Annotated in this window: 19 protein-coding genes and 1 tRNA gene; 4 read left to right on the top strand and 16 right to left on the bottom strand. The window is 66.1% G+C overall.

Going from position 1 to position 24,684, the window contains the following annotated elements; genetic code table 11:
• The 10 genes from ACE3P2_RS07880 to ACE3P2_RS07835 form a co-directional block, all read right to left on the bottom strand.
• A partial coding sequence (locus ACE3P2_RS07880) for a PqqD family peptide modification chaperone (RefSeq protein WP_374263068.1) occupies positions 1-1,871 on the bottom strand: 1,871 nt, incomplete at its 3' end.
• Between the two features lies 1 nt (position 1,872).
• Entirely contained in the window at positions 1,873-3,225 is a 1,353-nt protein-coding gene (locus ACE3P2_RS07875; RefSeq protein WP_374263066.1) for an efflux RND transporter periplasmic adaptor subunit, read from the bottom strand.
• A gap of 294 nt (positions 3,226-3,519) precedes the next feature.
• Positions 3,520-3,804, bottom strand: a complete 285-nt coding sequence (locus ACE3P2_RS07870) for a hypothetical protein (RefSeq protein ID WP_374263063.1) — start codon at positions 3,802-3,804, stop codon at positions 3,520-3,522.
• A 121-nt stretch (positions 3,805-3,925) separates the two neighbouring features.
• Positions 3,926-5,434, bottom strand: coding sequence for a methyl-accepting chemotaxis protein (locus ACE3P2_RS07865; RefSeq protein ID WP_374263062.1), 1,509 nt, complete (start codon positions 5,432-5,434; stop codon positions 3,926-3,928).
• On the bottom strand, positions 5,431-5,616 hold the full coding sequence (locus tag ACE3P2_RS07860) for a hypothetical protein (protein WP_374263059.1): 186 nt from the start codon (positions 5,614-5,616) through the stop codon (positions 5,431-5,433). The genes ACE3P2_RS07865 and ACE3P2_RS07860 overlap by 4 nt, the downstream gene beginning before the upstream one ends.
• 196 nt (positions 5,617-5,812) lie before the next feature.
• Positions 5,813-6,955, bottom strand: coding sequence for a M14-type cytosolic carboxypeptidase (locus tag ACE3P2_RS07855; protein WP_374263057.1), 1,143 nt, complete (start codon positions 6,953-6,955; stop codon positions 5,813-5,815).
• A gap of 12 nt (positions 6,956-6,967) precedes the next feature.
• Positions 6,968-8,236 carry a DUF445 domain-containing protein gene (locus ACE3P2_RS07850; protein ID WP_374263054.1) on the bottom strand — a complete coding sequence of 423 codons (1,269 nt, stop codon included), beginning with the start codon at positions 8,234-8,236 and terminating at the stop codon, positions 6,968-6,970.
• 13 nt (positions 8,237-8,249) lie between these two features.
• Positions 8,250-9,035 (bottom strand): peroxide stress protein YaaA, encoded by a 786-nt coding sequence (gene yaaA, locus ACE3P2_RS07845; RefSeq protein ID WP_374263052.1) that lies wholly within the window; start codon positions 9,033-9,035, stop codon positions 8,250-8,252.
• Between the two features lie 47 nt (positions 9,036-9,082).
• On the bottom strand, positions 9,083-9,955 hold the full coding sequence (locus ACE3P2_RS07840; RefSeq protein ID WP_374263050.1) for a cation diffusion facilitator family transporter: 873 nt from the start codon (positions 9,953-9,955) through the stop codon (positions 9,083-9,085).
• Between the two features lies 1 nt (position 9,956).
• Positions 9,957-12,167: a bifunctional (p)ppGpp synthetase/guanosine-3',5'-bis(diphosphate) 3'-pyrophosphohydrolase gene (locus ACE3P2_RS07835; protein ID WP_374263047.1), complete on the bottom strand. Its 2,211-nt coding sequence runs from the start codon at positions 12,165-12,167 to the stop codon at positions 9,957-9,959.
• Between the two features lie 114 nt (positions 12,168-12,281).
• Here ACE3P2_RS07835 and ACE3P2_RS07830 point away from each other — a divergent pair, with 114 nt between their 5' ends.
• From ACE3P2_RS07830 to ACE3P2_RS07820, 3 genes are all read left to right on the top strand, one after another.
• Entirely contained in the window at positions 12,282-13,061 is a 780-nt protein-coding gene (locus tag ACE3P2_RS07830; protein ID WP_374263044.1) for a zinc-dependent peptidase, read from the top strand.
• A 91-nt stretch (positions 13,062-13,152) separates the two neighbouring features.
• Positions 13,153-13,593: a host attachment protein gene (locus tag ACE3P2_RS07825; protein ID WP_374263041.1), complete on the top strand. Its 441-nt coding sequence runs from the start codon at positions 13,153-13,155 to the stop codon at positions 13,591-13,593.
• A gap of 216 nt (positions 13,594-13,809) precedes the next feature.
• Positions 13,810-14,631: a PEP-CTERM sorting domain-containing protein gene (locus ACE3P2_RS07820; protein ID WP_374263039.1), complete on the top strand. Its 822-nt coding sequence runs from the start codon at positions 13,810-13,812 to the stop codon at positions 14,629-14,631.
• Between the two features lie 45 nt (positions 14,632-14,676).
• On the opposite strand, the gene ACE3P2_RS07815 is transcribed toward ACE3P2_RS07820, so the two are convergent.
• From ACE3P2_RS07815 to tig, 6 genes are all read right to left on the bottom strand, one after another.
• Positions 14,677-16,017, bottom strand: coding sequence for a carbohydrate porin (locus ACE3P2_RS07815; protein ID WP_374263036.1), 1,341 nt, complete (start codon positions 16,015-16,017; stop codon positions 14,677-14,679).
• 342 nt (positions 16,018-16,359) lie between these two features.
• Positions 16,360-16,434, bottom strand: a tRNA-Arg gene (locus ACE3P2_RS07810).
• Positions 16,435-16,545: 111 nt separating this feature from the next.
• Positions 16,546-18,960 (bottom strand): endopeptidase La, encoded by a 2,415-nt coding sequence (lon, locus tag ACE3P2_RS07805; protein ID WP_374263033.1) that lies wholly within the window; start codon positions 18,958-18,960, stop codon positions 16,546-16,548.
• A gap of 88 nt (positions 18,961-19,048) precedes the next feature.
• Positions 19,049-20,320: an ATP-dependent Clp protease ATP-binding subunit ClpX gene (gene clpX, locus ACE3P2_RS07800; protein ID WP_374263030.1), complete on the bottom strand. Its 1,272-nt coding sequence runs from the start codon at positions 20,318-20,320 to the stop codon at positions 19,049-19,051.
• Between the two features lie 39 nt (positions 20,321-20,359).
• Positions 20,360-21,004 (bottom strand): ATP-dependent Clp endopeptidase proteolytic subunit ClpP, encoded by a 645-nt coding sequence (gene clpP / locus ACE3P2_RS07795; RefSeq protein WP_374263028.1) that lies wholly within the window; start codon positions 21,002-21,004, stop codon positions 20,360-20,362.
• 21 nt (positions 21,005-21,025) lie between these two features.
• Complete coding sequence (gene tig / locus ACE3P2_RS07790; RefSeq protein WP_374263025.1) at positions 21,026-22,330, bottom strand: trigger factor; 1,305 nt, start codon at positions 22,328-22,330, stop codon at positions 21,026-21,028.
• Between the two features lie 395 nt (positions 22,331-22,725).
• Between tig and ACE3P2_RS07785 the strand changes: the two genes are divergently transcribed.
• Positions 22,726-24,648: a PrkA family serine protein kinase gene (locus tag ACE3P2_RS07785; protein WP_374263023.1), complete on the top strand. Its 1,923-nt coding sequence runs from the start codon at positions 22,726-22,728 to the stop codon at positions 24,646-24,648.
• The last annotated feature ends 36 nt before the right edge of the window (positions 24,649-24,684 follow it).

Raw genomic sequence — 24,684 nt, 5'->3', positions numbered from 1 at the left:
GCCGGATGCGCGGTCTGCAGCGCCTCGGCCAGCCGCACCGCCACGCCGCGGGTGTCGGCGCGGACCAGCGCGGCGGCGTCCTGCTCCACCGCCACCCGCACCACGGCCGGCTCGCCCGTGAAAATATGCCCGAGCAGCGCACCGCGCGGCACGAAGGCGCCCTCCACGTCGGCCTGGCGGGGCATGGCCAGCCGACCGGCGACGCCCGCCTGCATCGCCAGGCTGCCCTGCAGCGCCTCGACCCGCTCCAGCTGGGCACGAACCCGGGCAATCTCCGTTTCCACGTCGCGCGCCTTCACCGGGTCGCGCTGCATGGCCTGGTACAGATCGGCGTCCAGCCCTTCGAGCTGGCTCACGAGCCGCGCCGCGTCGGTGTTCAACCGCGCGTCGCTGAGCCGGACCAGCACCTGCCCCGCCGCCACGCGGTCGCCGTGGCGGGCGTCGATGGCGGCGATGAAGCCATCGGTGCCGGCACGCAGTTGCGCCTGCTCGGGAATCCACACCACCCCCTGGGCGACCGTTGCGAAGGGCAACGGCAGGATGCACAGGCCGGCGGCCACGGCGGCGCTGAGCGCCCCCGCGACGCGCAGCGCACGGCGCCGCGTGCCTTCCGGCAAGGCCATGCGCAGCAACCCGCGCCAGAACCCCAGCACCGGCCGCAGCGCGAGGCTGAACACCATCGCCGCCCCCGCCAGGGCGCCCAGCACCATCGACACGCTGCCGATCCAGCCGACGATCGCGATCGACAGCCCGATCCGGTACAGCCACGACAGCGGCGCATAAGCCAGCAGCCACGGCCGCTCGCCCCGCCCCGGCTCGGGCGAGCCCACCTCGCCCAGGCGCAGCAGCCGGCCGAGCAGCAGATGGCGCCAGTAGGCCTGGCTGCGGCTGGCCAGATTGGGTAGATCGAAGGCGTCGCACAGCACGTAGTAGCCGTCGAAGCGCAGGAGCGGATTGCCGTTGAAGAGCACCGTCGAGACGCTGCCGATCACCGCCACCACCAACGCCGCATCGCGCACCAGGCCCGGTTCGACCGCCACCCAGACCAGCAGCGCGAGCGCCGCCAGCAGCAGCTCGGTGGCGATGCCGGCGACGCTCACCACCAGGCGCTGGCCCGCATGACGCAGGGCCGACGCGGCCGACGCGTCCACGTAGGGCGCCGGCGTGAGCAGCAGCAGGCTCACGCCCATCTGATGCACCTCACCGCCGAAACGCCGCACCGCCAGCCCGTGGGCCAGCTCGTGGAGCGCCTTGATCGGCGGATACAGCAGCCACGCCATCAGCAGGAAACGCGGCGTGCTCATCCAGGTGCGCGTCGCCGTCACCAGCGCATCGAAATGGGTGGCCGCCACCAGCAGCCCGATGCCCGTCACGATCAGCCAGACGAGCAGCATCTGCCACGAGAAGATCACGAAACGCCAGCGGTCGAAGCGTTCCAGGAAGGCACTCGGATCGCCCAGCCGGACGCGGAAGGCCAGCGGATTGACGCCGAGCCGGCGGGCCTGGCGGCGCTCCTCGTCGTGACGGCGGAACAGCGCCTCGACGTCCGGCGTCAGCTCGCACTGGATCAGGCCGCGCTGGTTGAGCTGGACCAGCAGGGCGACGATCTCGTCCTGGGTCAGCGCCGTGTCCGGGTCGGCGGCGAGGAGCGCCTCGGCCAGCGCATCGACGCTGCGCGTGCCGTCGCAACGCCCGACAAACGCGTAGGCGGCGGCGTTCAGGCGATGAAAGCGGCCACTCACCGGGTCGGCCAGCACATGCCAGACCTCGTCACGGTAAATCTGCCGCGACACGCGCACCTGGGCGCGCAAGCGCGGATGCAGGTGCGCCACGCGGTACCAGTGGGCGCTGAAGGCGCTGGCCGCGCTCATCTCAGTGCCCCAGCCACGACCACACGCCGAGGCGCGCCCAGTCGATCAGGCGATGGGTCCAGGCCCAGGCCAGCGGCGCCTGGCCGACGACGATCTTCGCCACCCCGCGCAGGCCCGGACGCAGGCTTTCGGGCTGACTGGGCAGGCTTGCCTCCACCTCGAAGACGTTGCGCCCCTCCACCGCCGCCGCCATCGGCGTGATCCGCGTCACCACCAGGGGCAGCGTGTCCCACGGCAGCGCCGACAGGGCCAGCGTCCCGCCCTGCCCCACCTTCACCCCGGCGATGTCGCGCTCATCCACCTCGACGATGACCCGGAAACGCTCCCGCGGCGCCACCGTCAGCAGGACATCGCCCCGCTGGACCGGCGCGCCCAGCGACTGGCTCAGATCGCCTCGGATCACCACCCCGTCGAACGGCGCCTCGATGCGGATGCGTCCCAGCTGCTCGTCCACCAGATCGAGCTGGGCACGCGCCTCGGCCGCCTTGGCCTGACTGATGACGAGCTGCGCCCGGTCGGCACGGGCCATCGCCGCCGCGTAGGCGTTTTCGTGCTGCGCCAGCTCACTGGACCACTTGTTGCGTTCGAGCTGCAGATCCTGCTCGGCCAGCTCGGCCAGCACCTGTCCGGCCCGCACCCGATCGCCCGGGCGCACTTCGCTCCGTTTCAGGAAACCATCGACCGGCGCCACCAGCACCCGCTGGATCGCCCCTTCGACCCGCGCATTGCCGCCCACCCGGTAATCGAAGGGCAGTGCCAGCAGCACGGCAAGGGCGACCAGGAGCGCCGCAACGGCGATGCGCGCCCGGCTCCCCGACGGCGAACGCAGCCAGGCCCAGCCGCGCCGCAGGCGGTCGCGCAGGCGCTTGCGCCACGGCCGCTCGCCGTGCCGCATGAAATGCAGCACCGGCCCCACCAGGGCCACCGCGTGCTCCCAGTCGGCGAGCTGAGGCGCCTCGATGGGCACGCCGCCCTGCCGGAAGTGCAGCGACACCGCCCCGACCAGTTCGCCGCCGACCGCGATCGGAATCGAGCACACCGTCCCTCCGTCACGGCGCACCAGCTCCTCGTGGGCGAGGACGATGCGCGGCGGCAGCTCGGGCAAGGCCGGCGAGAGCACCGTCGCCGCCTGCTCGATGGCCTCGTCCATGGCCGTGGCAATCGCCCGCAGGCTTTCGGTGGGCCCATCGCCCAGCGTGCCGTGGGATACCGCCACGACGCGGGAGAATCGATCCTCGACGAAACCCACCGCCACGCGCGCGCAGCCCAGGCGCGTCGCCAGCTCGGAGGCAAATGCCGTCGCCGCCGGCCCGAGCCGCCCGTGGGACACCACCGCCGCCTGCAGCGCAAGCACGTCCAGGGCCGAGATGGCGGGAGAGGAAATCGGAAGTGGAGAGTTCAGGGTCGCCGTCCCAAGAGAATATCGTCATCGTATTGACGACGCGGCGACAGAAAACTTTAAAACCGGCCCGGGCTTGACCCCGCCTGCACACCCCCCGGGGCACGCCGGCGGCGATGCCTGACGAAGGGGGAAACACCGGAAACTGACACAAAAAAGCGGACGCCTCCCATCGATTTCGAGAGAGGCGTCCGCTTGTTCTGCGACGTCATGGAGCCGGACAATCCGGCCGGGGAGCCCCCCCCTTTATCAGCGCTCGGAGGTCAGCTGGGCCAGGAAGGCGGCTTCCTTTTCGGCCGGGAAGGCGTGTTGCGCCATCACCCGCTGCACGGCGCGCGGATCGCTACCCTTGCCGGCAACCGAAAACTCGATGCCGAGCAGGCGGCCGTTGGCGGCCAGGGTCATGAAAGCAGTCCGCCAGCGTTGGGACTCGGCCAGACGCTCGCGCACTTCGCTTTCATTGCTGATCACGACGCCAGCGGCCTTGAGGGAATCCAGAAACTCTGCGTAGGACTCGTTGCAATAACTGCCCATCGACTTCTCCTGTTAGGTCTGGTGATCGCTCACCTGTACTGCCTTAACGCATCGTTTCAGCCGGCGGATGACACGATTTCAAAATAATTTCCGAAACCTCGCCGTCACGCCGGCCGACGGTTCAGATGTGGAACCGCGCCAGCGAACTGCGCAGGCCTTCGGCATTGCCGGTCAGCGCCTCGGCCTCGCCGGCGATGACCTGGGTGGACACCGCGGCGCGGTCGGTCATGTTGGAAATGAGCTCCACGTGGCGGGCAATCTCGTGGGCGGCGAGGCTCTGTTCGGCCAGCGCGTCGGAAATGCGCCCGACGATGTCGCCCACGCCACTGGCGCGCCCGGTGATGAGGTCGATCGACTCGCCGGCCTGCCCCGCATGGGCGACGCCGGTATTGACGCGCCCGACCGCGCTCTCGATGCAGCTGAGCACCGATTCCTTGGCGCCGCGCATGTCGCTCATCATGCGGCCGATCTCGTCGGTGGCGGTGGTGGTGCGCTCGGCGAGCTTGCGCACCTCGTCGGCGACGACCGCGAAGCCGCGTCCCAGTTCGCCGGCGCGGGCCGCTTCGATGGCCGCATTGAGCGCCAGCAGGTTGGTCTGGTCGGCGATGCCCTTGATGATGCCGACGACCTCCGCCGCCCGCTCGGACTCGCGCCCGAGGGCCTCGACCCGCTCGACGGCGGTGCCGATCACGCCGGCGATGCCCGACATCTCGCCCACCGCGGCCTTGACGACCTCGCTGCCCTCCTCGGCCGCGCGGCTCGAGTCGGTCGCCAGTTCGCGCGCCTCGCCGGCGCTGCTGGCGATCTGGTTGATCGAGGCGGTCATTTCCTGCATCGCAGCGGCCATCGCGCCGGTGGAATTGTTCTGCTCGGCCACGCCCTCGGCGATCTGCCGGGAGGTTTCATTGAGGCGGTTGGCCAGCGACTGCAGGCCATCGGCGGTCTGGCGCGCCTCGGTGAGGGTGTGGCGCAGCTCGTCCTGCATCTTCGCCACCGCCTGCAGCAGCGGACGCGTCTCGACCAGGCGCGGATCGAAGCGGTGATCCAGGTGCCCTTCGGACACCCGCCGGGCGAACGCCGCGACGATCACCCCGTCCAGCACCATGCCGCGCAGCACCCCTGCGATGTAGCACAGCAGGCCGGTCTCGGCGACCACGTAGGCGGCATGGACCAGCACCCGCCCCACGCCGTCCACCTGCGGGAAGACGTACACGCCGGCACCGGTGGCCTGCAGCCAGGCGAAGCTCAGGTGATGCACGGCGATCAGCGTGGCGGCGGCGATCAGCGGGCGCCAGTCGCAGTACAGCAGGATGAAGGCGAGCAGCGCAAAGATGCCGAAGTGGGCCTCGATGGTGCCGTGGGTCTGCTGGATCAGCAGCGCCGAGAAAACCATCGCCGAGCAGGCGACGGCAATGCGCGACACCAGCGCGCCGGGCGCGGCGCGGCTGATGAAGAACGGTACGAGGAAGGACGGCACGCCGACGGCAAGGGCGGCACTCCATTCGCCGAGGTAGGCGGCAACCCCGAGGCACAGGAGGAGATGAGCCCCGAGCGCGCCGGTCAGCAGGCCGTCGGCCCGGGCGCGAAAGGCGGTCAGACCGTCGACGACGGCGGATTCGGCGGCGCTCATCGTGCGCCTCCTTGCCACAGGGGCAGTTTCGGGGCGGTGCTGCACATTTCGCCCCGCTGAACGGCTTCGACCTGCAGCGACCACAATTGCACGGCGGCGAGCGCCAGCCATCCGCCCAGCAGCAGCCAAGGCCACGCGCGGGACGCGCGCGCCGGCGATGAATGCGGTTCTCTGGCGATCATGACGCGGACTCCTTCAAGTGACTCGAACACACTTTCAACAACGGATGGCGCTGTCTTTTCTTGAGACGGCGTCAGGGTCATGAGTCGGGAAAAATGTCGCGGTGCGGCATGAATTCGCGCCAAAAAGCAAAAACCGCAACAATCCGGCAAGGATTGTTGCGGTTTTTGAACAAATCCAGCAGCCAGCGGCTGCCTGTCAGCCGTCGAGATGGGCGAGGATCGGGTTCAACATCGCGGCGCCCAGGCGCTTGCTGCGCTCGCCGTTCCAGCCGGTGACGCCGTCGGGCAGATTGGCGTTGTCCTTGAACGGCATCTCGAGCGTCAGCGACACGCAACCGAAGCGGTGCGCCACCCATTTCGAGGCCAGCGTCAGGAGTTCGTCCTGAAAGCGCCCGGCGACGTAGCCGTGCTCGGTCTGGAAGTCCGGGCTGGCGGCGCGGAAGGCGTCCACGAAGCGGGCCTGGCGGGCGCGCTGGGTGTCGGAAAAACCGGGCACCTCCTCTGCGGTCGAGAAAAACACGTAGGGCAGCGCTTCGTCGCCGTGGATGTCGAGGAACAGATCGACCCCGCTCGCCGTCATCGCGTCGCGCACCGCCAGCACTTCGGGGCTGTGCGCGACGCTGGGTGCGCGCCATTCGCGGTTGAGGTTGGCGCCGGCGGCGTTGGTGCGCAGGTTGCCGCGGATCGCGCCGTCGGGGTTCATGTTGGGCACGATGTACAGCACGGCCTTCTCGCGGATGCGCCGGGCGACCGGGTCGGCACCGTCGAGGAGGCGTTCGAGCAGGCCTTCGACGAACCATTCGGCCATGCTCTCGCCCGGGTGCTGGCGGGCGATGATCCACACCGGCAGCTTGCCGGGTCCGGACCGACCGACGGTGACGAGGTCGAGGTCGCGCCCATCGACCGTCGCCCCGAGGTTGCTCACCGACGCGAAGGCCGACATCTCGACGCGGCCCAGCAGGTCGAGATGGCGCTCATGGGAATACGGCTCGAAGTAGGCGTAGTAGATGCTGTTGCGCTCGGCCCGGTGCTCGACGACGAGCTGGCCGTTCTCGTAGCGGGTGCCGGCGATGCGGAACCAGTGGCGGCGATCGTAGGAGGCGACGCAGCGGTAGCCCGGCCAGCCGTCGGGATAGGCCGCGTCGGCGGCGTTCTCGAAGGTGAGGCGCACGTCCTGCCCGGCCGCGCCGTGCAGACGGAAGTGGAACCACTGGCGGAAGGCGCCGTCGCCCGCCACGCCCTGGTCGGCGCGCAGGCGCAGGCGGATGTCGTCGGCCCGCGCGATGGACACCACCTCGATGGCGCCGGAGTCGAAATTGCTGCTGATGCGAAGCGTCATGGCGAGGTTCCGTCAGGTGATGAGGTGGGTGACGGCGTACAGCAGCACGCCGATCAGGCCGCCGACGAGGGTGCCGTTCAGGCGGATGAACTGCAGGTCGCGGCCGACGCTCTGCTCGATCTCGCGCACGAGGTCGGCGTCGTTCCAGGCGCGCACGGTGCCGGCGATGTGGTGCGAGAGGCCATCGCGCAATTCGGGAGCCAGCCGCTCGACGCTGCGCTCGATGTGCTCGTTGACCGAATCGCGCAGCGCCGGATTGGCGGCAAGGCTGGCGCCGACGGCACTGGCAGCCGCGGCGAGCTTGCGGCGCACGCGCGAATCGGGCCGGCCCACGTCGCGGATCAGCCAGGCGTGCAGTTCGTCCCAGAGTTCCTGCAGGTAGGTGGCGACGCCGGGATGGGCGAGGAAATCGCGCTTGGTCTGCTCGATGCGGGCGCGGAAGGCGTCGTCGTGCTGGAGGCGCTCGATGTAGCCGCGCACCAGCTCGTCGAAGGCCGCGCGGCGCGGGTGATCCGGGTCGCGCGCCACTTCCTCGAGGAGGCCGGTGACGCCGGCGGCGATCCCCACCGAAACCTTCTCGCCGAGCTCGTTGGGGTTGATGCCCACCAGCCCGAGCATCGCGACGACTTTCGGGTATTCCTTCTGCGCCACGTCGACGATCATGCCGGCGAAGCCCTGCTGCACGCCGGGCTGGGCGAACCAGTCGACGAGCCGACGCAGCCCCTCGTCGAGCAGGCCCTGGTGACGACCGTCCTCGGTGAGCACGTTCATGATCCGCCCGACGCTGCCGGCCAGGTCGAGGCTGCCGGCGCGCCGGCGCAGGGCGTGGAGCACCAGCCGGCGCACCCGCTTGTCATCCATGAAATCCAGCGACTGGACCAGCACCAGCGCCAGCCGGTCGGCGAGCAGGCGGGCGTTGGCCTCGTCCTGCAGCCATCCGGCGATGCGCTCGGCCGGATTGGCGGCGCGCAGCCGGCCGACCAGCGATGCCGTGTCGAGGAACTTGTCGCGGATGAACACCGCGAGGTTGTCGGCGAGGCGCGCCTTGTTGCGCGGCAGGATCGCGGTATGCGGGATCGGCAGGCCGAGCGGATGGCGGAACAGCGCGACCACCGCGAACCAGTCGGCCAGCGCGCCGATCATCGCCGCCTCGGCAAAGGCCGCGACCCACGGCCAGCCTTCGCGGCGGGCCAGGACGAACAGCACGGCGACCGCCACCAGCAACCCGGTGGCGAGGAACTTCATGCGCGCCAAGGCGGCGGCCTTCTCGGGGGATGCCATCTGCCCTGCCCTTTCAGTCCTGGCGGCGCCGGAAGACCCAGCGCGCATCGTCGGAGGCTTCCGGCGCGAAGGCGTAGCCGTCGCGGTCGAACGCCTTGAGCTGCTCGACCTGCCCGACCGTGTGGTCGATGGCGTAGCGCGCCATGAGGCCACGGGCGCGCTTGGCGTAGAAACTGATGATCTTGTAGCGCCCGCCCTTCCAGTCCTCGAAGCTCAGGTTGAGGAGCCGGCCCTTGAGCTTGGCGGGTTTGACCGACTTGAAGTATTCCTCGGAGGCCAGGTTGACCAGCACCGGCTCGCGGCCGGCATCCGCCTCGGCGGCGAGCAGGCGGTTGAGGGCGTCGGTCTGGGTCATGCCCCAGAAGGCGTAAAGGTCCTTGCCGCGGCCGTTCTTGAAGCGGGTGCCCATTTCGAGGCGGTACGCCTGCATCAGGTCGAGCGGACGCAGCAGACCGTAGAGCCCGGAGAGGATGCGCAGGTGGGACTGGGCGTAGTCGAGCTGGGCCTCGGTGAGCGAGCGGGCGTCAAGCACGTCGTAGACGTCGCCGTTGAAGGCGAGCACCGCCGGGCGGGCGTTGTCCGGCGTGAACGGCCGCGACCACTCGGCGTAGCGCGCCACGTTGAGGGCGGCGAGCGGATCGGACAGGCTCATCAGCTCGGCCACCTCGGCATGGGAGAGCGCGCGCAGGCCGTCGATCAGCTCGGCAGCATCGTCGAGGTAGTCGGGCTGGGTGAAGCGCGCGGTGGCGAGCGGCGTCTCGTAGTCGAGGGCCTTGGCAGGAGACAGCACGAAAATCATGGGACGCGGAACGGAGGAACAGAAATCAATCGTAAAAACGACGCCACTCAGGCAAGCGGTTCGAGATGGGTGGTGACGTCCACACCCGGCAGCTCGCTGGCCAGGGCGGCCTCGACCTCGTCGAGCAAGGCGTGGCCGGCACGAACGGTCCAGTCCCCGGGCACCCGCACCACCACCTGCACGAAGGCGGAAGCCCCCGCGCGGCGGCTGCGAAGCCCGCTGAAGGCAACCCCGCGCGCCGCGAAGGTGTCGAGCACGGCCTGGGCACGGGCCAGATCGGCCGTGTCGAGGCCGCGGTCCATCAGGCCATCGACCGATTCGCGCAGCAGGTGCCAGGCTTCGCGGGTGATGTTGAGGCCGACCGCGATCGCGATGATCGGGTCGAGGCGCAGCCAGCCGGTGAGCGCCACCAGCCCGACGCCCAGGATGACGCCGAACGACGTCCACACGTCGGTCATGAGATGACGGGAATCGGCCCTCAGCGCGATGGAGTTGAAGCGCTCGGCGGCCTTGGCGAGCACCCGCGCGACGACGAAGTTGATGCTCGTCGCGGCGGCCGACCAGGCCAGGCCCCAGCCCGGCGATTCGAGCGGCTGGGGTGCGACGAGGCGTTCGGCGGCGGCCCAGATGATCGCGAAGGCGGCGCCGAGGATCAGGATGCCCTCGAAGCCGCTCGAGAAATATTCAGCCTTGCCGTGGCCGAAGGGGTGCTCCCCATCGGCCGGCGCGCGGGTGACGAGGATCATCCACAGCGCGAACGAGGCCCCTGCGAGGTTGACGAAGGACTCGAGCGCGTCGGAGAGCAGGCCCACCGAGCCGGTGATCCACCAGGCCAGCGTCTTGAGGGCGATGGTTGCCACCGCCGCGGCGATGGACAGCCAGGCGAAGTGGTGGCGGTCGAGCCGCGATACATCGATCATTTCAGCCGCGCTCCACGTCGGTCACGCCCTTCACCTCGCGCACCAGTGCCAGCGCACGCTGGATCTGCTGGACGCCCTGCACCTCGAGGGTGAAGCGCATTCGCGCCGAACCCTTGCGGCTGAGGGTGTTCACCGCGATGACGTTGAGGCGCTCCTTCGAGAGCACCTCGGAAATGTCACGCAACAGGCCCTGGCGGTCCATGGCGTTGACCAGGATGTCCACCGGGAACACGGCGTCCTTCTTGGCTCCGCCACCACCGCCCCAGTCGGCGCTGACCAGCCGTTCGGGGTGACGGCGCACGAGCGCCTGGAAATCGCGACACTCGACGCGGTGGATCGACACGCCACGTCCGCGGGTCACATAACCCTGGATCGCATCCGGCGGCGCCGGCTTGCAGCAACGCCCCAGGGAGGTCATCAGCTTGCCGACCCCGACGATCAGGATCGTGTCGCCGGCGTCGCCCGCATGGCTCTGGCCGATGACGACCTCGGGCTCCTCGCCGGCCGGCTCGTCGGCCTCGCTGCCACGCAGCGCGGTCTGGATCGCGCGCGGGCCGACCTCGCCGCGCCCCGCGGCGATGAACAAGGCCTCGGCGTTCTTGAAGCCGAGCCGCGAGGCCAGTTCGTCGATGTTGGCCTGGCCGTGGCCCTCGCGCTGGATTTCCTTGACCAGCACGCTGCGCCCGCGCACCAGCATCTCTTCTTCTTCGAGGGCGCTGAAGTACTGCTTGATCTTCTGGCGCGCCCGCGGCGTGCCCACGTAGGCCTGCTGCGCGTTGAGCCAGTCGCGGGACGGCCCGCCCTCCTTGGTGGACATGATCTCCACCGTCTGGCCGTTCTCGAGCGGCGTGTTGAGGGTGACCAGCTGCCCGTTGACCTTGGCGCCCCGGCAGCGGTGGCCCAGATCGGTGTGGACACGGTAGGCGAAATCGATCGGGGTGGCGCCGCGGGGCATGTCGATGACGCGGCCCTGGGGCGTCAGCACGTAGATGGTGTCGTCGAGCGAGGCGCGCTTGAACTGTTCGACCCAGTCGGCGGCGTCGGTGACTTCATCGCGCCACGACAGCAGGCTGCGCAGCAGCGCGATCTTCTCGTCGTAATCGCTGCCGGCGGCGTTGCCGCTGCCCTCCTTGTAGCGCCAGTGGGCTGCCACGCCCAGCTCGGCGTGGTTGTGCATGCCGTGAGTGCGGATCTGCACCTCGAGCGAACGGCCGTCGGCGGCATACACCGCGGTGTGCAGCGACTGGTAGTTGTTGCCCTTGGGCATCGAGATGTAGTCGTCGAACTCCTTGGGGATCGGCGTCCAGATCTGATGCACGATGCCCAGCACCGCGTAGCAGTCCTTCACCTCGTCCACCAGCACGCGCAGGGCGCGCACGTCGAAGATCTGCGAGAAATCGAGCCGCTTGGCGCGCATCTTGTTGTAGATGCTGTAGATGTGCTTGGGCCGGCCATAGACCTCGGCCTGAATGCCGATGGCCGCCACCTCGCTTTTCAGGCGCGCCACCGCATCGACGATGAACTGCTCGCGCTCGACCCGGCGCTCGTCGAGCATCCGGGCGATGCGCTTGTAGGTCTCGGGCTCGAGGAAGCGGAACGACAGATCCTCGAGCTCCCACTTGAGCTGCCAGATGCCGAGCCGGTTGGCGAGCGGAGCGTAGATGTCGAGGCTCTCGCGGGCGATGGACTCGCGGATCGGGCCCGGGTGGTCGGTGAAGTAACGCAGGGTTTGGGTGCGCGAGGCGACCCGCAGCAACACCACGCGGATGTCCTCGACCATCGCCAGCAGCATCTTGCGCAGCACCTCGCTCTGGGCGCGGATCTCCGGGGCGCTGGTGATGGCGGTCATGCGCGTGACGACGCGCAAGCCGTTGAGGCGGCGCAGACCGTCGACGAGGTGGGCCACGTCCTCCCCGTAACGGGTCGCGATCTCTTCGTTCGGATGGTCGAGCACGTCGCCCACCGCGAAGCACAGCGCGGCGATGCGGGTGTCCGCGTCGAGGCGCAGGGAGGCCGAGATCAGCGCCGTACCGAGCGCGTGCGGCCAGACGGGCTCCCGCGTGCCGAGCGTACGCTCGGCGTAGAGCGTCTGCGCCCAATCGACGGCATCGCAGACGCGGCGGGCATCGTCGGGCAGCAGCCCCTCGCACAGCAGTTCGAGCGCGGAGGACGGGGAGGCGGATTGGGAAATCGAGTGCGTAACGGCGACCATGCCGACATTATCCTATAGGCTGCCGTTGCAGCGTTTGATCTTAGTCGTGCCGGCGGTGACGGGAAACACGTCCGCGCCGGCTGTTTGCGCCCTTTCGACCCGAAACCCCGTCAGATGTTCTCCACATTTCGCCGCTGGCGTCGTCGCCGCGCCGCCGACCGCATGCAGGTGCCCGCCCCGCAGTGGGCCCGCGTCGAGCAGCGCCTGCCCTTTCTCGACTTTCTTCCCCCCGACGCGCGCCCGGCGCTGCGTCGGCTCGCCCTGGAGTTTCTCGCCGAGAAGGAAATCCACGGCGCCCACGATCTGGTCGTCAGCGACGACATGCTGCTCTCCATCGCCCTGCAGGCCTGCCTTCCCATCCTTCACATCGGGCTCGACGCTTACGCCGACTGGATCGGCGTGGTCGTTTACCCCGGCGATTTCGTGATCCCCCGCAGCGTGATCGACGACGACGGCGTCGTCCATGAATACGACGACGAAGTGCTGGGCGAAGCCTGGGAAGGCGGCCCGGTGATCGTCTCGTGGTTCGACGACAGCCAGGCCCTCGACGGCATCAACGTGGTCATCCACGAGTTCGCCCACAAGCTCGACATGGGCAACGGCGAGGTGGACGGCTTCCCCGCCCTGCCCCCCGACATGTCGGCCGCCGACTGGTCAGCCGCCTTCCAGCCGGCCTACGAGGACTTCTGCCGGCGCGTCGACGACGGCGAGGACACCGCCCTCGACCCCTACGGCGCCGACCATCCCTCGGAATTCTTCGCCGTCATGAGCGAAGCCTTCTTCGAGACGCCCAGCCTGCTGCGCGACGACTACCCGGCGGTTTACGCCCAGCTCGCCCGCTACTATCGCCAGGACCCCGCCGCCGGTGAAGCGGCCCTGCGCCAAGCCCGATAGCATGGCCGAAACATTTCTTTGCTAGTTGCCGGAACGCTGTCTAAAGTGACTAGGCCGCTGTGGCATTTCCTTCCAACGTGGAGACAGATTCATGGCCATTACCTGGATTCTTGTTGCCAACGCCAGCCTCGCCCGCCTGTATGCAAACTTCGGTCCCAAGCAGGGCCTGAAGCTCGTCAAGGAACTCGTCCACCCCGAAAGCCGCATGAAAAACGCCGAGCTATCGTCCGACCGCGCCGGTCAGATCCAGTCCAACGGTAGCGGCCACGGTGCCCGCATCCAGCAGACGCCGCCCAAGCTCAACGCCGCCAAGCACTTCGCCCAAGCCCTCGCCAAGGAGCTCTACCTCGGGCGCAGCCGCAACGAATTCGCCCGCGCGATCCTGGTCGCGCCACCCGCCTTCATGGGCATGCTCAACGCCAATCTCGACGGCCCGACCGCCCAGATGGTGACCGACCGCCTCGAGAAGGATTACACCAAGACCTCCGAACCCGACCTGCGCGGCCACCTCGGCAACTGCCTCTTCGTCTGACCTCCCCGCGTGCGCCCTCGAGGCCGGCGCCCTCTGCTGCGCCGGAACGCGGACCCGCCTCCGAGGGCAACACCGCGCTTTCAGGCGGATGTGATACGCGTCGCATCCGCCTGTTCTTTGCCTTCAACCCACCTGTAATTCGTGAGGAAGTGCCGCAGGCACGATCCCGTCGCACACCTATTCTGGGCGTCATTCCAACCCAATTCGGTGTGCATCATGAGAAACAAGCTCCTCGCCAGCCTCCTCGTCGCCAGCGCCGCCCTCGTGCCGGCCGCCGCCTTCGCGGCCACGGTGACGATCGACGGCAACTTCAGCGACTGGGGAATCGTCAATAACGGCACCACCGCCGGATGGGCGCCCAAGGCGGGCATCCTGTACACCGTCGAAGACCAGAGCGACGCCAACGGCGGCTACCTCAGCCCCGGCTGGGGCGGTCAAGCCTACGACGCCGAAGCGCTCTACGTGACCTGGCAGACCAAGGCCAACGGTCAGACCTATCTCGACATCGGCCTCATCACCGGCCACGACCCCAACACGCCCACCGGCAATGGCAGCTATGGCCGCGGCGACTTTGCCATCGATTTCGGTCGCAACGGCAGCTGGGATTTCGGCATCGCCACCGCCGACCGCAGCGCGACGATCCGCCAGGGCGACGTGATCGCCACGACCAATGCCGGCTGGGCCACCGGCCTGTGGAGCGCGCCCGGCGTCTACGACCCGGCCCACTCCAGCTACGTCACCAAGATCAACAGCGGCACCGATGTCGGCGATGCGAACTTCGTCATTTCCCCGTCATTCACCAACATGGGCACGCTGGGCGGCAAACACTGGTTCTACGAAGTGGAGATCCCCGTCGCGGCATTCGGTGCCCATTGGATCGGCAACAACCCGAGCGAAGCCTTCGACATCCAATGGACGATGCTCTGCGCCAACGACATCGTCACCCTCGGCGCCAGCGCCACGATCCCCGAGCCTGCGACCCTCGCGCTGGTGCTGGGCGGCCTCGGCCTCGCCGGCCTCACCCGCCGTCGCACCTGAGCGCGACGCGACCCGACGGATCTCCGCGGGGTTCGGCCATCCGGGTCAGAACTCCGCGTGCAACCGCAGCGCGGCGAAGTTAACCGGCCCCCGGTCCGCGTTGTAGGCGGGGTTCCACATGCGCTGAAGATCCAGCGTCACAAAGGCGTCCTTCCAGACGTGGGCACTGTAGTAGCCCTCGGCCAGTTGCTCCGGGCGGTAACGCAAGGCCCCGTCACCGATGAAGAACGACACGCCCCCCGACTCCAGGTAGCGACGGCGCTCGGCCGAAATCGTGTTGCGCAGGTAGCCCACCCCCACCGTATCGCGGGCCCGCCCCCAGGCCGAGCCCTTGAGCGTGGCGCCGGTGGAAAGCGATCCGTCGGTTTCGGTAAAGGCCAGCGTCTCGGTCCGGCCATCGGCCTTCATGGCACGCAGGAACACGCCCAGATCGTCGCTGATGGCCTGCTCGACGTTCACGCCGAGCCCGTACTTGATCTGCTCGTTGTTACGAACAGCGAAGATCGCCTGCGGATCGGCTCCCGGGTTGGCCTGCAGGTATTCCCGGGCATCGTCGAAGCGCGCCAGCCGGGCACGATTGCGCCAGGCCAGCACCCGCACCGCACCGGGTTGCCCGAGCAGCGTGTGGTCGTGCTCCACCTCGATCTGATCGCCATAGTGCTTGCCGAGCTGAAAATCGGTGGGCAGCATGTTGGGGTCCTTCGGCCCCGACATCCGGCCAAAACGCAGCACCCAGTCGTCCCGGTACCACTCGGCGGCAAAACCGACGCCGAACCCGCGCGCATCGGCTGCGTAGTCGTAGGCCAGATACGTCATGAAGCCGGCGTTCATGAACTGCGCACGCGGGTCCTTCGCGTAGCGATTGCCGTCGAAGACATCGAGCGTGGAAAAATTCCCCAGCGTCAGCACGAACCGGTTCTTATCCACCGTCCCGGCCATCTGATTGAGCCCCGCCTCGACCTTCTCGTCTCCCCCGCCGAGATTCCATGTCTGGCGCAGGAAAAGGCGCTGGCGGTACATGTGAGGCTTCTGACTGGCGGTGCGGGTCAGCTCACCGTTGGTAAAGCCCGCACTCCCTTCCAGCCCCGAAAACGGCACGCCCTGGGTGATTTCCGGATCGAGATAGAACTCGCCGCCGGTCCACGGACGAAAACCGAAATAACCCGTCATCGTCGCCGTGTAGCTCATCGCCTTTTCCGCGCCGAGGCTGTTGGGACCACTGTACGCAGCATTGAAGGCCGGCTTGTTCTGGCGGACGTAGGTAGCCTGAAAGCGCGCGGTGGATGCTTCGTAATCGTCGTCCGCAGCCCGCACCAGACCCGATGCGCAGAGCAAGCCGCCGATGCAGAGCAGCGGTACGACAGGAACGGTGACGCCAAAGCGCATTCTCTACCTTTCGAGCAAGCAAAGGGAAAGCCGCCCGAAGGCGGCCCGTGCGGAAATCGGAATTGCGCCAGCAGTCCGGCGATGCGGCAGCGGATATTCGGCCCCAGATCGTTCGTGGTGAGCCCCACACGCGCCGGAAAAAGCGCGGATCGGCCCGCGGCACGGCCCTGCCACGCGAAATCGATCGTCAGCCCAGGCGCCGCACACGAGACGCCACCGATTTCCGCGAATGCGCGAGTATAAGTAGCCGAGGTGACACTCTGAAGACAGCGGCCTCCGGATCGATTCACGACCCGACAACCGGCCCACCATGCCGTCGCACGCTTGCGGCGGACGGGACGCTGGTCCCCCCGACAGGAATCGAACCTGTATCTGGCGCTTAGGAGGCGCCCGTTCTATCCATTGAACTACGGAGAGGGAGGGCAGGATTCTATCCGCGCGAAGCCTCAAAAGCCATGCCTCGCAGGGCGATCGGGCGTAAAAAAGGCCGGCATTGGCGCCGGCCTCTTTTACGCTGCGGGCGATCCGTCAGTGCTTCACGACATCGCCGTTTTCGACGGGCTCCGCCGGTTTGACCGCGACTTCGGCCGCCGGGGTCTCGGGCAGGGCCTCGGGCATGCGCTCGAGGGCGTGCTCCAGCACCTGATCGATCCACTTGACCGGGATGATCTCCAGCTCGTTCTTCACGTTATCCGGAATCTCGGTCAGGTCCTTGACGTTCTCCTGGGGGATCAGCGCACGGGTGATGCCACCGCGCACGGCCGCCAGCAGCTTCTCCTTGAGGCCGCCGATCGGCAGGACTTCGCCGCGCAGGGTGATTTCGCCAGTCATCGCCACGTCGCAACGCACCGGGATACCGGTGAGCACCGACACCAGACCGGTGCAGATGGCGATACCGGCGGACGGACCGTCCTTCGGAATCGCACCTTCCGGCAGGTGGATGTGGATGTCGGACTTCTGATAGAAATCCTCCTGGATACCGAGCGACTTGGAACGCCGACGCACCACCGACAGGGCCGCCTGGATGGACTCCTGCATGACCTCGCCGAGCTTGCCGGTGGTCATGATCTTGCCCTTGCCCGGCAGCGCCACGGCTTCGACGGTCAGCAGTTCGCCGCCCACTTCGGTCCAGGCAAGGCCGGTGACCTGACCAACCTGGTTTTCCTTTTCGGCAACGCCGAAGGTGTACTTGCGCACGCCCAGGTACTTGTCGATGTTCTTCGCATTCACCACCACCTTGGCCTTGCGCTTGCCGAGGACCAGCGCTTTGACGACCTTGCGGCAGACCTTAGAAACCTCGCGCTCGAGACCCCGCACCCCCGCTTCACGGGTGTAGAAGCGCACGATGTCGCGAATGGCGTCTTCGGTCACCGACAGCTCTTCCCGCTTGATCCCGTTGTTCTTCATCTGCTTCGGAACAAGGTAGCGCTGGGCGATGTTGACCTTCTCGTCCTCGGTGTAGCCCGACAGACGGATGAGCTCCATCCGGTCGAGGAGCGGCGCCGGGATATTGAGGGTGTTGGCGGTAGCCACGAACATCACGTCCGACAGGTCGTATTCGACTTCGATGTAGTGGTCGACGAAGGTCGAGTTCTGTTCGGGATCGAGCACCTCCAACAGCGCCGACGACGGATCGCCGCGGAAATCCTGGCCCATCTTGTCCACTTCATCCAGCAGGAACAGCGGGTTGCGCACGGCAACCTTTGACATGTTCTGCAGGATCTTGCCCGGCATCGAGCCGATGTAGGTGCGACGGTGGCCACGGATCTCGGCCTCATCACGCACACCGCCGAGGCTCATGCGCACGAACTTGCGGTTGGTGGCGCGCGCCACCGACTGGCCGAGGGAGGTCTTGCCGACGCCCGGAGGGCCGACGAGGCACAGGATCGGCGCCTTGAGCTTGTCGACGCGCTGCTGCACGGCAAGATATTCAAGAATGCGTTCCTTGACCTTCTCGAGGCCGTAGTGCTCGGTGTCGAGCACCTTCTCGGCTTCGGCCAGATCCTTGCTGATGCGCGATTTCTTCTTCCAGGGCAGGCCGACCAGGGTCTCGATGTAATTGCGAACAACCGTGGCTTCCGCGGACATCGGCGACATCAGGCGCAGCTTCTTCAACTCGGCCTGAGCCTTCGCCATGGCCTCCTTGGTCATGCCGGCGGCCTTGATCTTCTTGTCCATCTCCTCGAGATCGGCGCCGTCCTCGCCTTCGCCGAGCTCTTTCTGGATGGCCTTGACCTGTTCGTTCAGGTAATACTCGCGCTGGCTCTTCTCCATCTGGCGCTTGACGCGGCCGCGGATGCGCTTTTCGACCTGCAGGATGTCGAGTTCGGTTTCGAGCTGGTTAAGCAGGCGCTCGAGGCGCTCGCCGGCATCGAACATCTCGAGGATCTCCTGCTTCTGCTCGAGCTTGAGCGGCAGGTGCGCGGCGATGGTATCGGCGAGACGACCCGGCTCCTCGATACCCGACAGGGAGCTGAGGATTTCCGGCGGAATCTTCTTGTTGAGCTTAACGTACTGGTCGAACTGGCTGATGATCGCCCGTCGCATGGCCTCGACCTCGTTGTCCGGCGTCTCGGCGGCGGGCATCGGCTGGGCCTTGGCGACGAACAGCGTACGCAGGTCTTCAACCGAAACCACGCGGGCGCGCTGCACCCCTTCAACCAGCACCTTCACGGTGCCGTCGGGCAGCTTGAGCATCTGCAGGATGTTGGCGATGCAGCCCAGGTCGTATAGATCGTCGGCCGAAGGCTCGTCCTTGGCGGCGGATTTCTGCGCCACCAGCAGGATGCTCTTGCCGGCCTCCATGGCGTTTTCGAGCGCCTTGATGGACTTGGGGCGACCCACGAACAGCGGGATCACCATGTGCGGGAAGACCACGACATCGCGCAGCGGAAGCAGCGGCAGTTCGATCTGGTCTTCGGTGAGGTCAAGCGTGCTCGACATGATTATTCCTTTAAAGGCACTAAGGCCCCATCTGGGGCCTCAGTGACATCAATTCAAGCAGTCGGAAGAAAATAACTTCTGCTCGATGTCAGTTGGAGCCGGAGACCTTGGGCTGATCGGCGTAGATCAGGATCGGCTGGGCGCCGCCGTCGATCATGCCTTCGTCGATCACTACTTTGGACACATTCTCCATCGACGGCAACTCGTACATGGTGTCGAGCAGCGTCGCTTCAAGGATTGAGCGCAAACCGCGGGCGCCGGTCTTGCGCTTGAGCGCTTTGCGGGCGATGGCCTGCAAGGCAGCCGGACGCACCTCGAGTTCGACGCCTTCCATGGAGAACAGTTTCTGATACTGCTTGATCAGCGCGTTTTTCGGTTCGATCAGAATCTGGATCAGCGCGTCCTCGTCGAGTTCCTGCAGCGTGGCGACGACCGGCAGACGACCGATCAGTTCGGGGATGAGGCCGAACTTGATGAGATCTTCCGGCTCGACATTGCGCAGGGATTCGGAGACGTTCTTGACCTCGCGGCTCTTGACCTCGGCACCGAAACCGATGCCTACCTGCTCGGTGCGGTTACGGATGACCTTGTCGAGACCGTCGAACGCACCGCCGCAGACGAACAGGATGTTGGTCGTATCGACCTGCACAAAGTCCTGGTTCGGGTGCTTGCGCCCGCCCTGGGGAGGCACCGAGGCGATGGTGCCCTCGATGAGCTTCAGCAGCGCCTGCTGCACGCCTTCGCCCGATACGTCGCGAGTGATCGACGGGTTGTCGGACTTGCGGGAGATCTTGTCGATCTCGTCGATGTAGACAATGCCCTGCTGCGCCTTGTCGACTTCGTAGTCACACTTTTGCAGGAGCTTCTGGATGATGTTCTCGACGTCCTCGCCGACGTAGCCGGCTTCGGTGAGGGTGGTCGCATCGGCCATCACGAACGGAACGTTGAGCAGGCGGGCCAGGGTCTGGGCGAGCAGCGTCTTACCGGATCCCGTGGGGCCGACCAGCAGGATGTTGCTCTTCGACAGCTCGACGTCGTCGTGGGTCTTGGACAGATGACGCAGCCGCTTGTAGTGGTTGTAGACCGCCACCGAGAGGATGCGCTTGGCCGCCGACTGGCCGATGACGTACTGGTCGAGGATCTCGCTGATCTCGCGGGGCGACGGCAGCTCGCCCTTTAGGCCCTTGGCGCTGCCGGTATCGGCAGTAATCTCATCGCGAATGATGTCGTTACACAGCTCGATGCATTCATCGCAGATGAACACGGACGGACCCGCGATCAGCTTGCGGACCTCGTGTTGGCTCTTGCCGCAGAACGAGCAATACAGGAGCTTCTCGCCGCTCGTTTTCTTGTCCGCCATTACTGCCCTTTCTCTCTGTACTGAATGCGGGGGGACAACTCAAACCGCGTCGGCGCGGCTGCTGAGGACCTTGTCGACGATGCCGTAGCGCATCGCCTCTTCGGCCGACATGAAGTTGTCCCGGTCGGTGTCGCGCTCGATGGCCTCGACCGGCTGGCCGGTGTGCTTGGCGAGCATGGCATTGAGCTTGGCACGCAGGGCGAGAATCTCGCGGGCGTGGATCTCGATGTCCGAGGCCTGACCCTGGAAGCCACCCAGCGGCTGGTGGATCATGACCCGGGAGTTCGGCAGCGAGAAGCGCTTGTCCTTCGCCCCGGCCGCGAGCAGGAAGGCGCCCATGCTGGCCGCCTGCCCGATGCACAGGGTGCTCACGTCCGGCTTGATGAACTGCATGGTGTCGTAGATCGCCATGCCGGCGGTCACCGAGCCACCCGGGGAATTGATGTAGAAGAAAATGTCCTTGTCCGGATTCTCGGACTCGAGGAACAGCAATTGAGCGACGATCAGGTTGGCGGTCACGTCGGTGACCGGCCCGACCAGAAACACCACCCGCTCCTTGAGCAGGCGCGAGTAGATGTCGTACGACCGCTCGCCGCGGCCGCTCTGCTCGACCACCATGGGAATCAGGCCGAGGCCGACCGGATCCCAGTCACTACGCGAAAACGGGGGTGTCAATGGATTCATTTACTGTCGCTCTCCGCGGAATTAAGCCGCATTGCCCATCAGCTCGTCAAAAGAAATGGCCTTGTCGGTCGTCTTGGCGTTGCTGACGACCCACTCCACCACGTTGTCCTCGATCACCAGCGCTTCGGCCTGGGCCAGACGCTGGGGCTGGGAGTAGTACCAACCCACCACTTCGCTCGGATCTTCGTAGCTGGCGGCGAAGTCTTCGATGGTGGCACGAATCTGCTCCGGCTTGGCGTGCAGTTCCTTGCTCTTCACGAGTTCGGACATGATCAGGCCGAGCTTGACGCGGCGGGCGGCCTGCTCGCCGAACCAGCTGGCGTCGATCGGCAGATCCTTGGTCTTCATGCCGCGGGCTTCGAAATCGCGCTTGGCGTTTTCGGCCAGCTGCTGGGATTCTTGAGCGACCAGCGCCTTCGGCACTTCGATCGGGTGGGTGTCGATCAGCACGTTCATTACGCGCTCCTTGATCTTGGCCTGGATGCGGCGCTTCACTTCACGCTCCAGGTTGCCCTTCACTTCTTCGCGCATCTTGGCGACGTCGCCGTCGGCAATGCCGAGGGACTTGGCGAACTCGGCATCCACTTCGGGCAGCTTTGGCTCTTCGACCTTCTTCACGACCACGTCGAATTGGACGGTCTGGCCAGCCAGGTTGGCAGCGTGGTAATCGGCCGGGAAGGTCATGTCGAAAGTCTTGCTTTCGCCCACCTTCAGACCCAGCACGGCGGTCTCGAAATCCTTGAGCATCTGGCCGCCGCCGATCACGAACGGGAAATCGGTCGCCTTGCCGCCTTCGAACTCGACACCCTCCTTACGGCCGGTGAAATCGACGACCACGCGGTCACCGTCCTGGGCGGCACGCTCGGTGGCGACGAAGGTGGTGCGCTGCTTGCGCAGGACGTCGATGGTCTTGTCGACTTCGGCGTCACCCACTTCGAGCTGCGGGCGCTCGACTTCCTGGGCGCTGACGTCGGCGATGGTCACTTCCGGGTAGACCTCGAAGACGGCGGTGAATTCCAGGGTGCCTTCGGCGCTGGATTCCTTCGGCTCGATGTTGGGGTAGCCGGCCACACGCAGGCTCTGCGCCTGGAGCTGCTCGCCCAGCACACGCTCGACCGCTGCGCCGATGGCTTCCGAACGCGCCTGCGGACCGTAGGACTGGGCCACCATGCGGAACGGCACCTTGCCCGGACGGAAGCCCGGCATCTTGACGGTGCGCGACATCTTCTTCAGACGCGCTTCGACGTCTTTTTCGATGTCGGCCAGTTGCACGGACATGTCGATACGGCGCTCGAGTGCGCTCACCACGGTTTCCTGGTTGCTCATGAAAATTTCCTGATCGTTCTTGACAATGACGCCCCACGACAGTGCCAGAAAACACGCTGCAAGACGCGTGTTTCCCTGTTCCCGCCCGCCGTGGAGTCGTCGGAAAAACCTTTAGTCTAACACAGCCCACCGATTGGTCTGCAGGTCGGTCTGCAATGCGCGCCGATACGTGGTTTTGGCGCATCAGTGATGAAAAACTCACACCGTTCGAATGGAACTCCGGCCGCCGTTCGGCTATCACATAACTGTGAAACCACCCTACTCCTCCAGCTTGATCGGATGACCGCCCGCTAACGAGGTGCTCACTCGATTATCTGCGTCACGCGCCGTTCTTGTAGCACGGACCACGGCGATTCGGCACCCGCCGCCAGGTGCCCAGTTCCGGGAGACCTCAGATGAGTATCTTCACCAGCTTCCAGACCCGCTACGAATCGACCCGGGAAGAGGAAATGTCGGTCCAGGAATACCTGGAACTGTGCAAGACCGAGCCACTGGCGTACGCCACGTCGGCCGAACGGATGCTGCAGGCGATCGGCGAACCCGAACTCGTCGATACCCGGCTCGACCCGCGACTGTCCCGCATCTTTTCCAACAAGATGATCAAGATCTACCCGGCCTTCCGCGATTTCTACGGAATGGAAGAGTCGATCGAGAACATCGTGTCGTATTTCCGGCACGCCGCCCAGGGGCTGGAAGAAAAGAAACAGATCCTGTACCTGCTGGGGCCGGTGGGCGGCGGCAAGAGCTCCCTGGCCGAGAAGCTCAAGACGCTGGTCGAGCGGATTCCGTTTTACGCGATCAAGGGCTCGCCGGTGCATGAATCGCCATTGGGGCTGTTCAATGCGGCGGAGGACGGCGCAATCCTGGAGGACGACTACGGCATCCCTCGCCGCTATCTCAATACCATCATGAGCCCGTGGGCGGTGAAGCGCCTGCACGAGTTCAACGGCGACGTCACCAAGTTCCGCGTGGTCAAGCTGCGCCCCTCGGTGCTGCGTCAGATCGCCGTCGCGAAGACCGAGCCGGGCGACGAGAACAACCAGGACATCTCGTCGCTGGTGGGCAAGATCGACATCCGCAAGCTCGAGCAATACTCCCAGGACGATCCGGACGCCTATTCGTACTCGGGCGGTCTGTGCCTCGCCAATCGGGGTCTGCTGGAGTTCGTCGAGATGTTCAAGGCGCCGATCAAGGTGTTGCATCCGCTGCTCACCGCCACCCAGGAGGGCAATTACAAGGGTACCGAGGGCTTCGGTGCGATTCCCTTCGACGGCATCGTGATGGCCCACTCAAACGAATCCGAGTGGACGGCGTTCAAGAACAACCGCAACAACGAGGCCTTCCTCGACCGCATCTACACCGTCAAGGTGCCGTATTGCCTGCGCACGTCGGACGAGGTGCGGATCTACGAGAAGCTGCTCGCCAACAGCTCCTTGTCCCGGGCGCCCTGCGCGCCCGATACGCTCAAGATGATGGCGCAATTCGCGGTGCTGTCGCGCATCAAGGAACCCGAGAATTCCAGCCTGTTCTCCAAGATGCGCGTCTACGACGGCGAGAACCTCAAGGACACCGACCCCAAGGCGAAGAGCTACCAGGAATACCGCGACTACGCCGGTGTCGACGAAGGCATGACCGGTCTATCGACCCGCTTCGCCTTCAAGGTGCTCTCCAAGGTGTTCAATTTCGACCACCGCGAAGTGGCGGCCAACCCGGTGCATCTGATGTACGTACTCGAGCAACAGATCGCCCAGGAGCAGTACCCGCCCGAAAACGAAGCCAAGTACCTCGCCTTCATCAAGGAATACCTGGCCCCGCGCTACGCCGAGTTCATCGGCAAGGAAATCCAGACCGCCTACCTGGAGAGCTACAGCGAGTACGGTCAGAACATCTTCGACCGCTATGTGACCTACGCCGACTTCTGGATTCAGGACCAAGAGTACCGCGACCAGAACACCGGCGAGATACTCGACCGCAACGCGCTCAACGACGAACTCGAGAAGATCGAGAAGCCGGCCGGCATCAGCAACCCGAAGGACTTCCGCAATGAGGTGGTGAACTTCGTGCTGCGCGCCCGCGCCAAGAACAACGGCAAGAACCCGAGCTGGACGAGCTACGAAAAGCTTCGCGCGGTGATCGAGAAGAAGATGTTCTCCAACACCGAGGATCTGCTGCCGGTGATCAGCTTCAACGCCAAGGCCAGCGGCGACGAGCAGAAGAAGCACCAGAATTTCGTCAATCGCATGATCGAAAAGGGCTACACCGAGAAGCAGGTGCGCTTGCTCTGCGAGTGGTACCTGCGCGTCCGCAAGTCGTCCTGACGGCCCCCAGCCGGCCCCGCGCGTGGCCGGCGCCGC

Origin of the sequence: Zoogloea sp. (genome assembly GCF_041911615.1) — a bacterium.
In the GTDB taxonomy this organism is placed as follows: domain Bacteria; phylum Pseudomonadota; class Gammaproteobacteria; order Burkholderiales; family Rhodocyclaceae; genus Zoogloea.
Note: the sequence above shows the minus strand (reverse complement) of the source record. Positions and strands in the feature narration are given on the sequence as shown.

Bases quoted from the DNA above. Each gene is read 5' to 3' on its own strand.
- ACE3P2_RS07835 (WP_374263047.1), bottom strand. From the start codon at position 12,167: ATGGTCGCCGTTACGCACTCGATTTCCCAATCCGCCTCCCCGTCCTCC.
- tig (WP_374263025.1), bottom strand. From the start codon at position 22,330: ATGAGCAACCAGGAAACCGTGGTGAGCGCACTCGAGCGCCGTATCGAC.
- ACE3P2_RS07860 (WP_374263059.1), bottom strand. From the start codon at position 5,616: ATGATCGCCAGAGAACCGCATTCATCGCCGGCGCGCGCGTCCCGCGCG.
- ACE3P2_RS07850 (WP_374263054.1), bottom strand. From the start codon at position 8,236: ATGGCATCCCCCGAGAAGGCCGCCGCCTTGGCGCGCATGAAGTTCCTC.
- ACE3P2_RS07855 (WP_374263057.1), bottom strand. From the start codon at position 6,955: ATGACGCTTCGCATCAGCAGCAATTTCGACTCCGGCGCCATCGAGGTG.
- ACE3P2_RS07815 (WP_374263036.1), bottom strand. From the start codon at position 16,017: ATGCGCTTTGGCGTCACCGTTCCTGTCGTACCGCTGCTCTGCATCGGC.
- ACE3P2_RS07865 (WP_374263062.1), bottom strand. From the start codon at position 5,434: ATGAGCGCCGCCGAATCCGCCGTCGTCGACGGTCTGACCGCCTTTCGC.
- yaaA (WP_374263052.1), bottom strand. From the start codon at position 9,035: ATGATTTTCGTGCTGTCTCCTGCCAAGGCCCTCGACTACGAGACGCCG.
- clpX (WP_374263030.1), bottom strand. From the start codon at position 20,320: ATGGCGGACAAGAAAACGAGCGGCGAGAAGCTCCTGTATTGCTCGTTC.
- ACE3P2_RS07840 (WP_374263050.1), bottom strand. From the start codon at position 9,955: ATGATCGATGTATCGCGGCTCGACCGCCACCACTTCGCCTGGCTGTCC.
- ACE3P2_RS07870 (WP_374263063.1), bottom strand. From the start codon at position 3,804: ATGGGCAGTTATTGCAACGAGTCCTACGCAGAGTTTCTGGATTCCCTC.
- ACE3P2_RS07820 (WP_374263039.1), top strand. From the start codon at position 13,810: ATGAGAAACAAGCTCCTCGCCAGCCTCCTCGTCGCCAGCGCCGCCCTC.
- ACE3P2_RS07825 (WP_374263041.1), top strand. From the start codon at position 13,153: ATGGCCATTACCTGGATTCTTGTTGCCAACGCCAGCCTCGCCCGCCTG.
- ACE3P2_RS07785 (WP_374263023.1), top strand. From the start codon at position 22,726: ATGAGTATCTTCACCAGCTTCCAGACCCGCTACGAATCGACCCGGGAA.
- ACE3P2_RS07830 (WP_374263044.1), top strand. From the start codon at position 12,282: ATGTTCTCCACATTTCGCCGCTGGCGTCGTCGCCGCGCCGCCGACCGC.
- clpP (WP_374263028.1), bottom strand. From the start codon at position 21,004: ATGAATCCATTGACACCCCCGTTTTCGCGTAGTGACTGGGATCCGGTC.
- lon (WP_374263033.1), bottom strand. From the start codon at position 18,960: ATGTCGAGCACGCTTGACCTCACCGAAGACCAGATCGAACTGCCGCTG.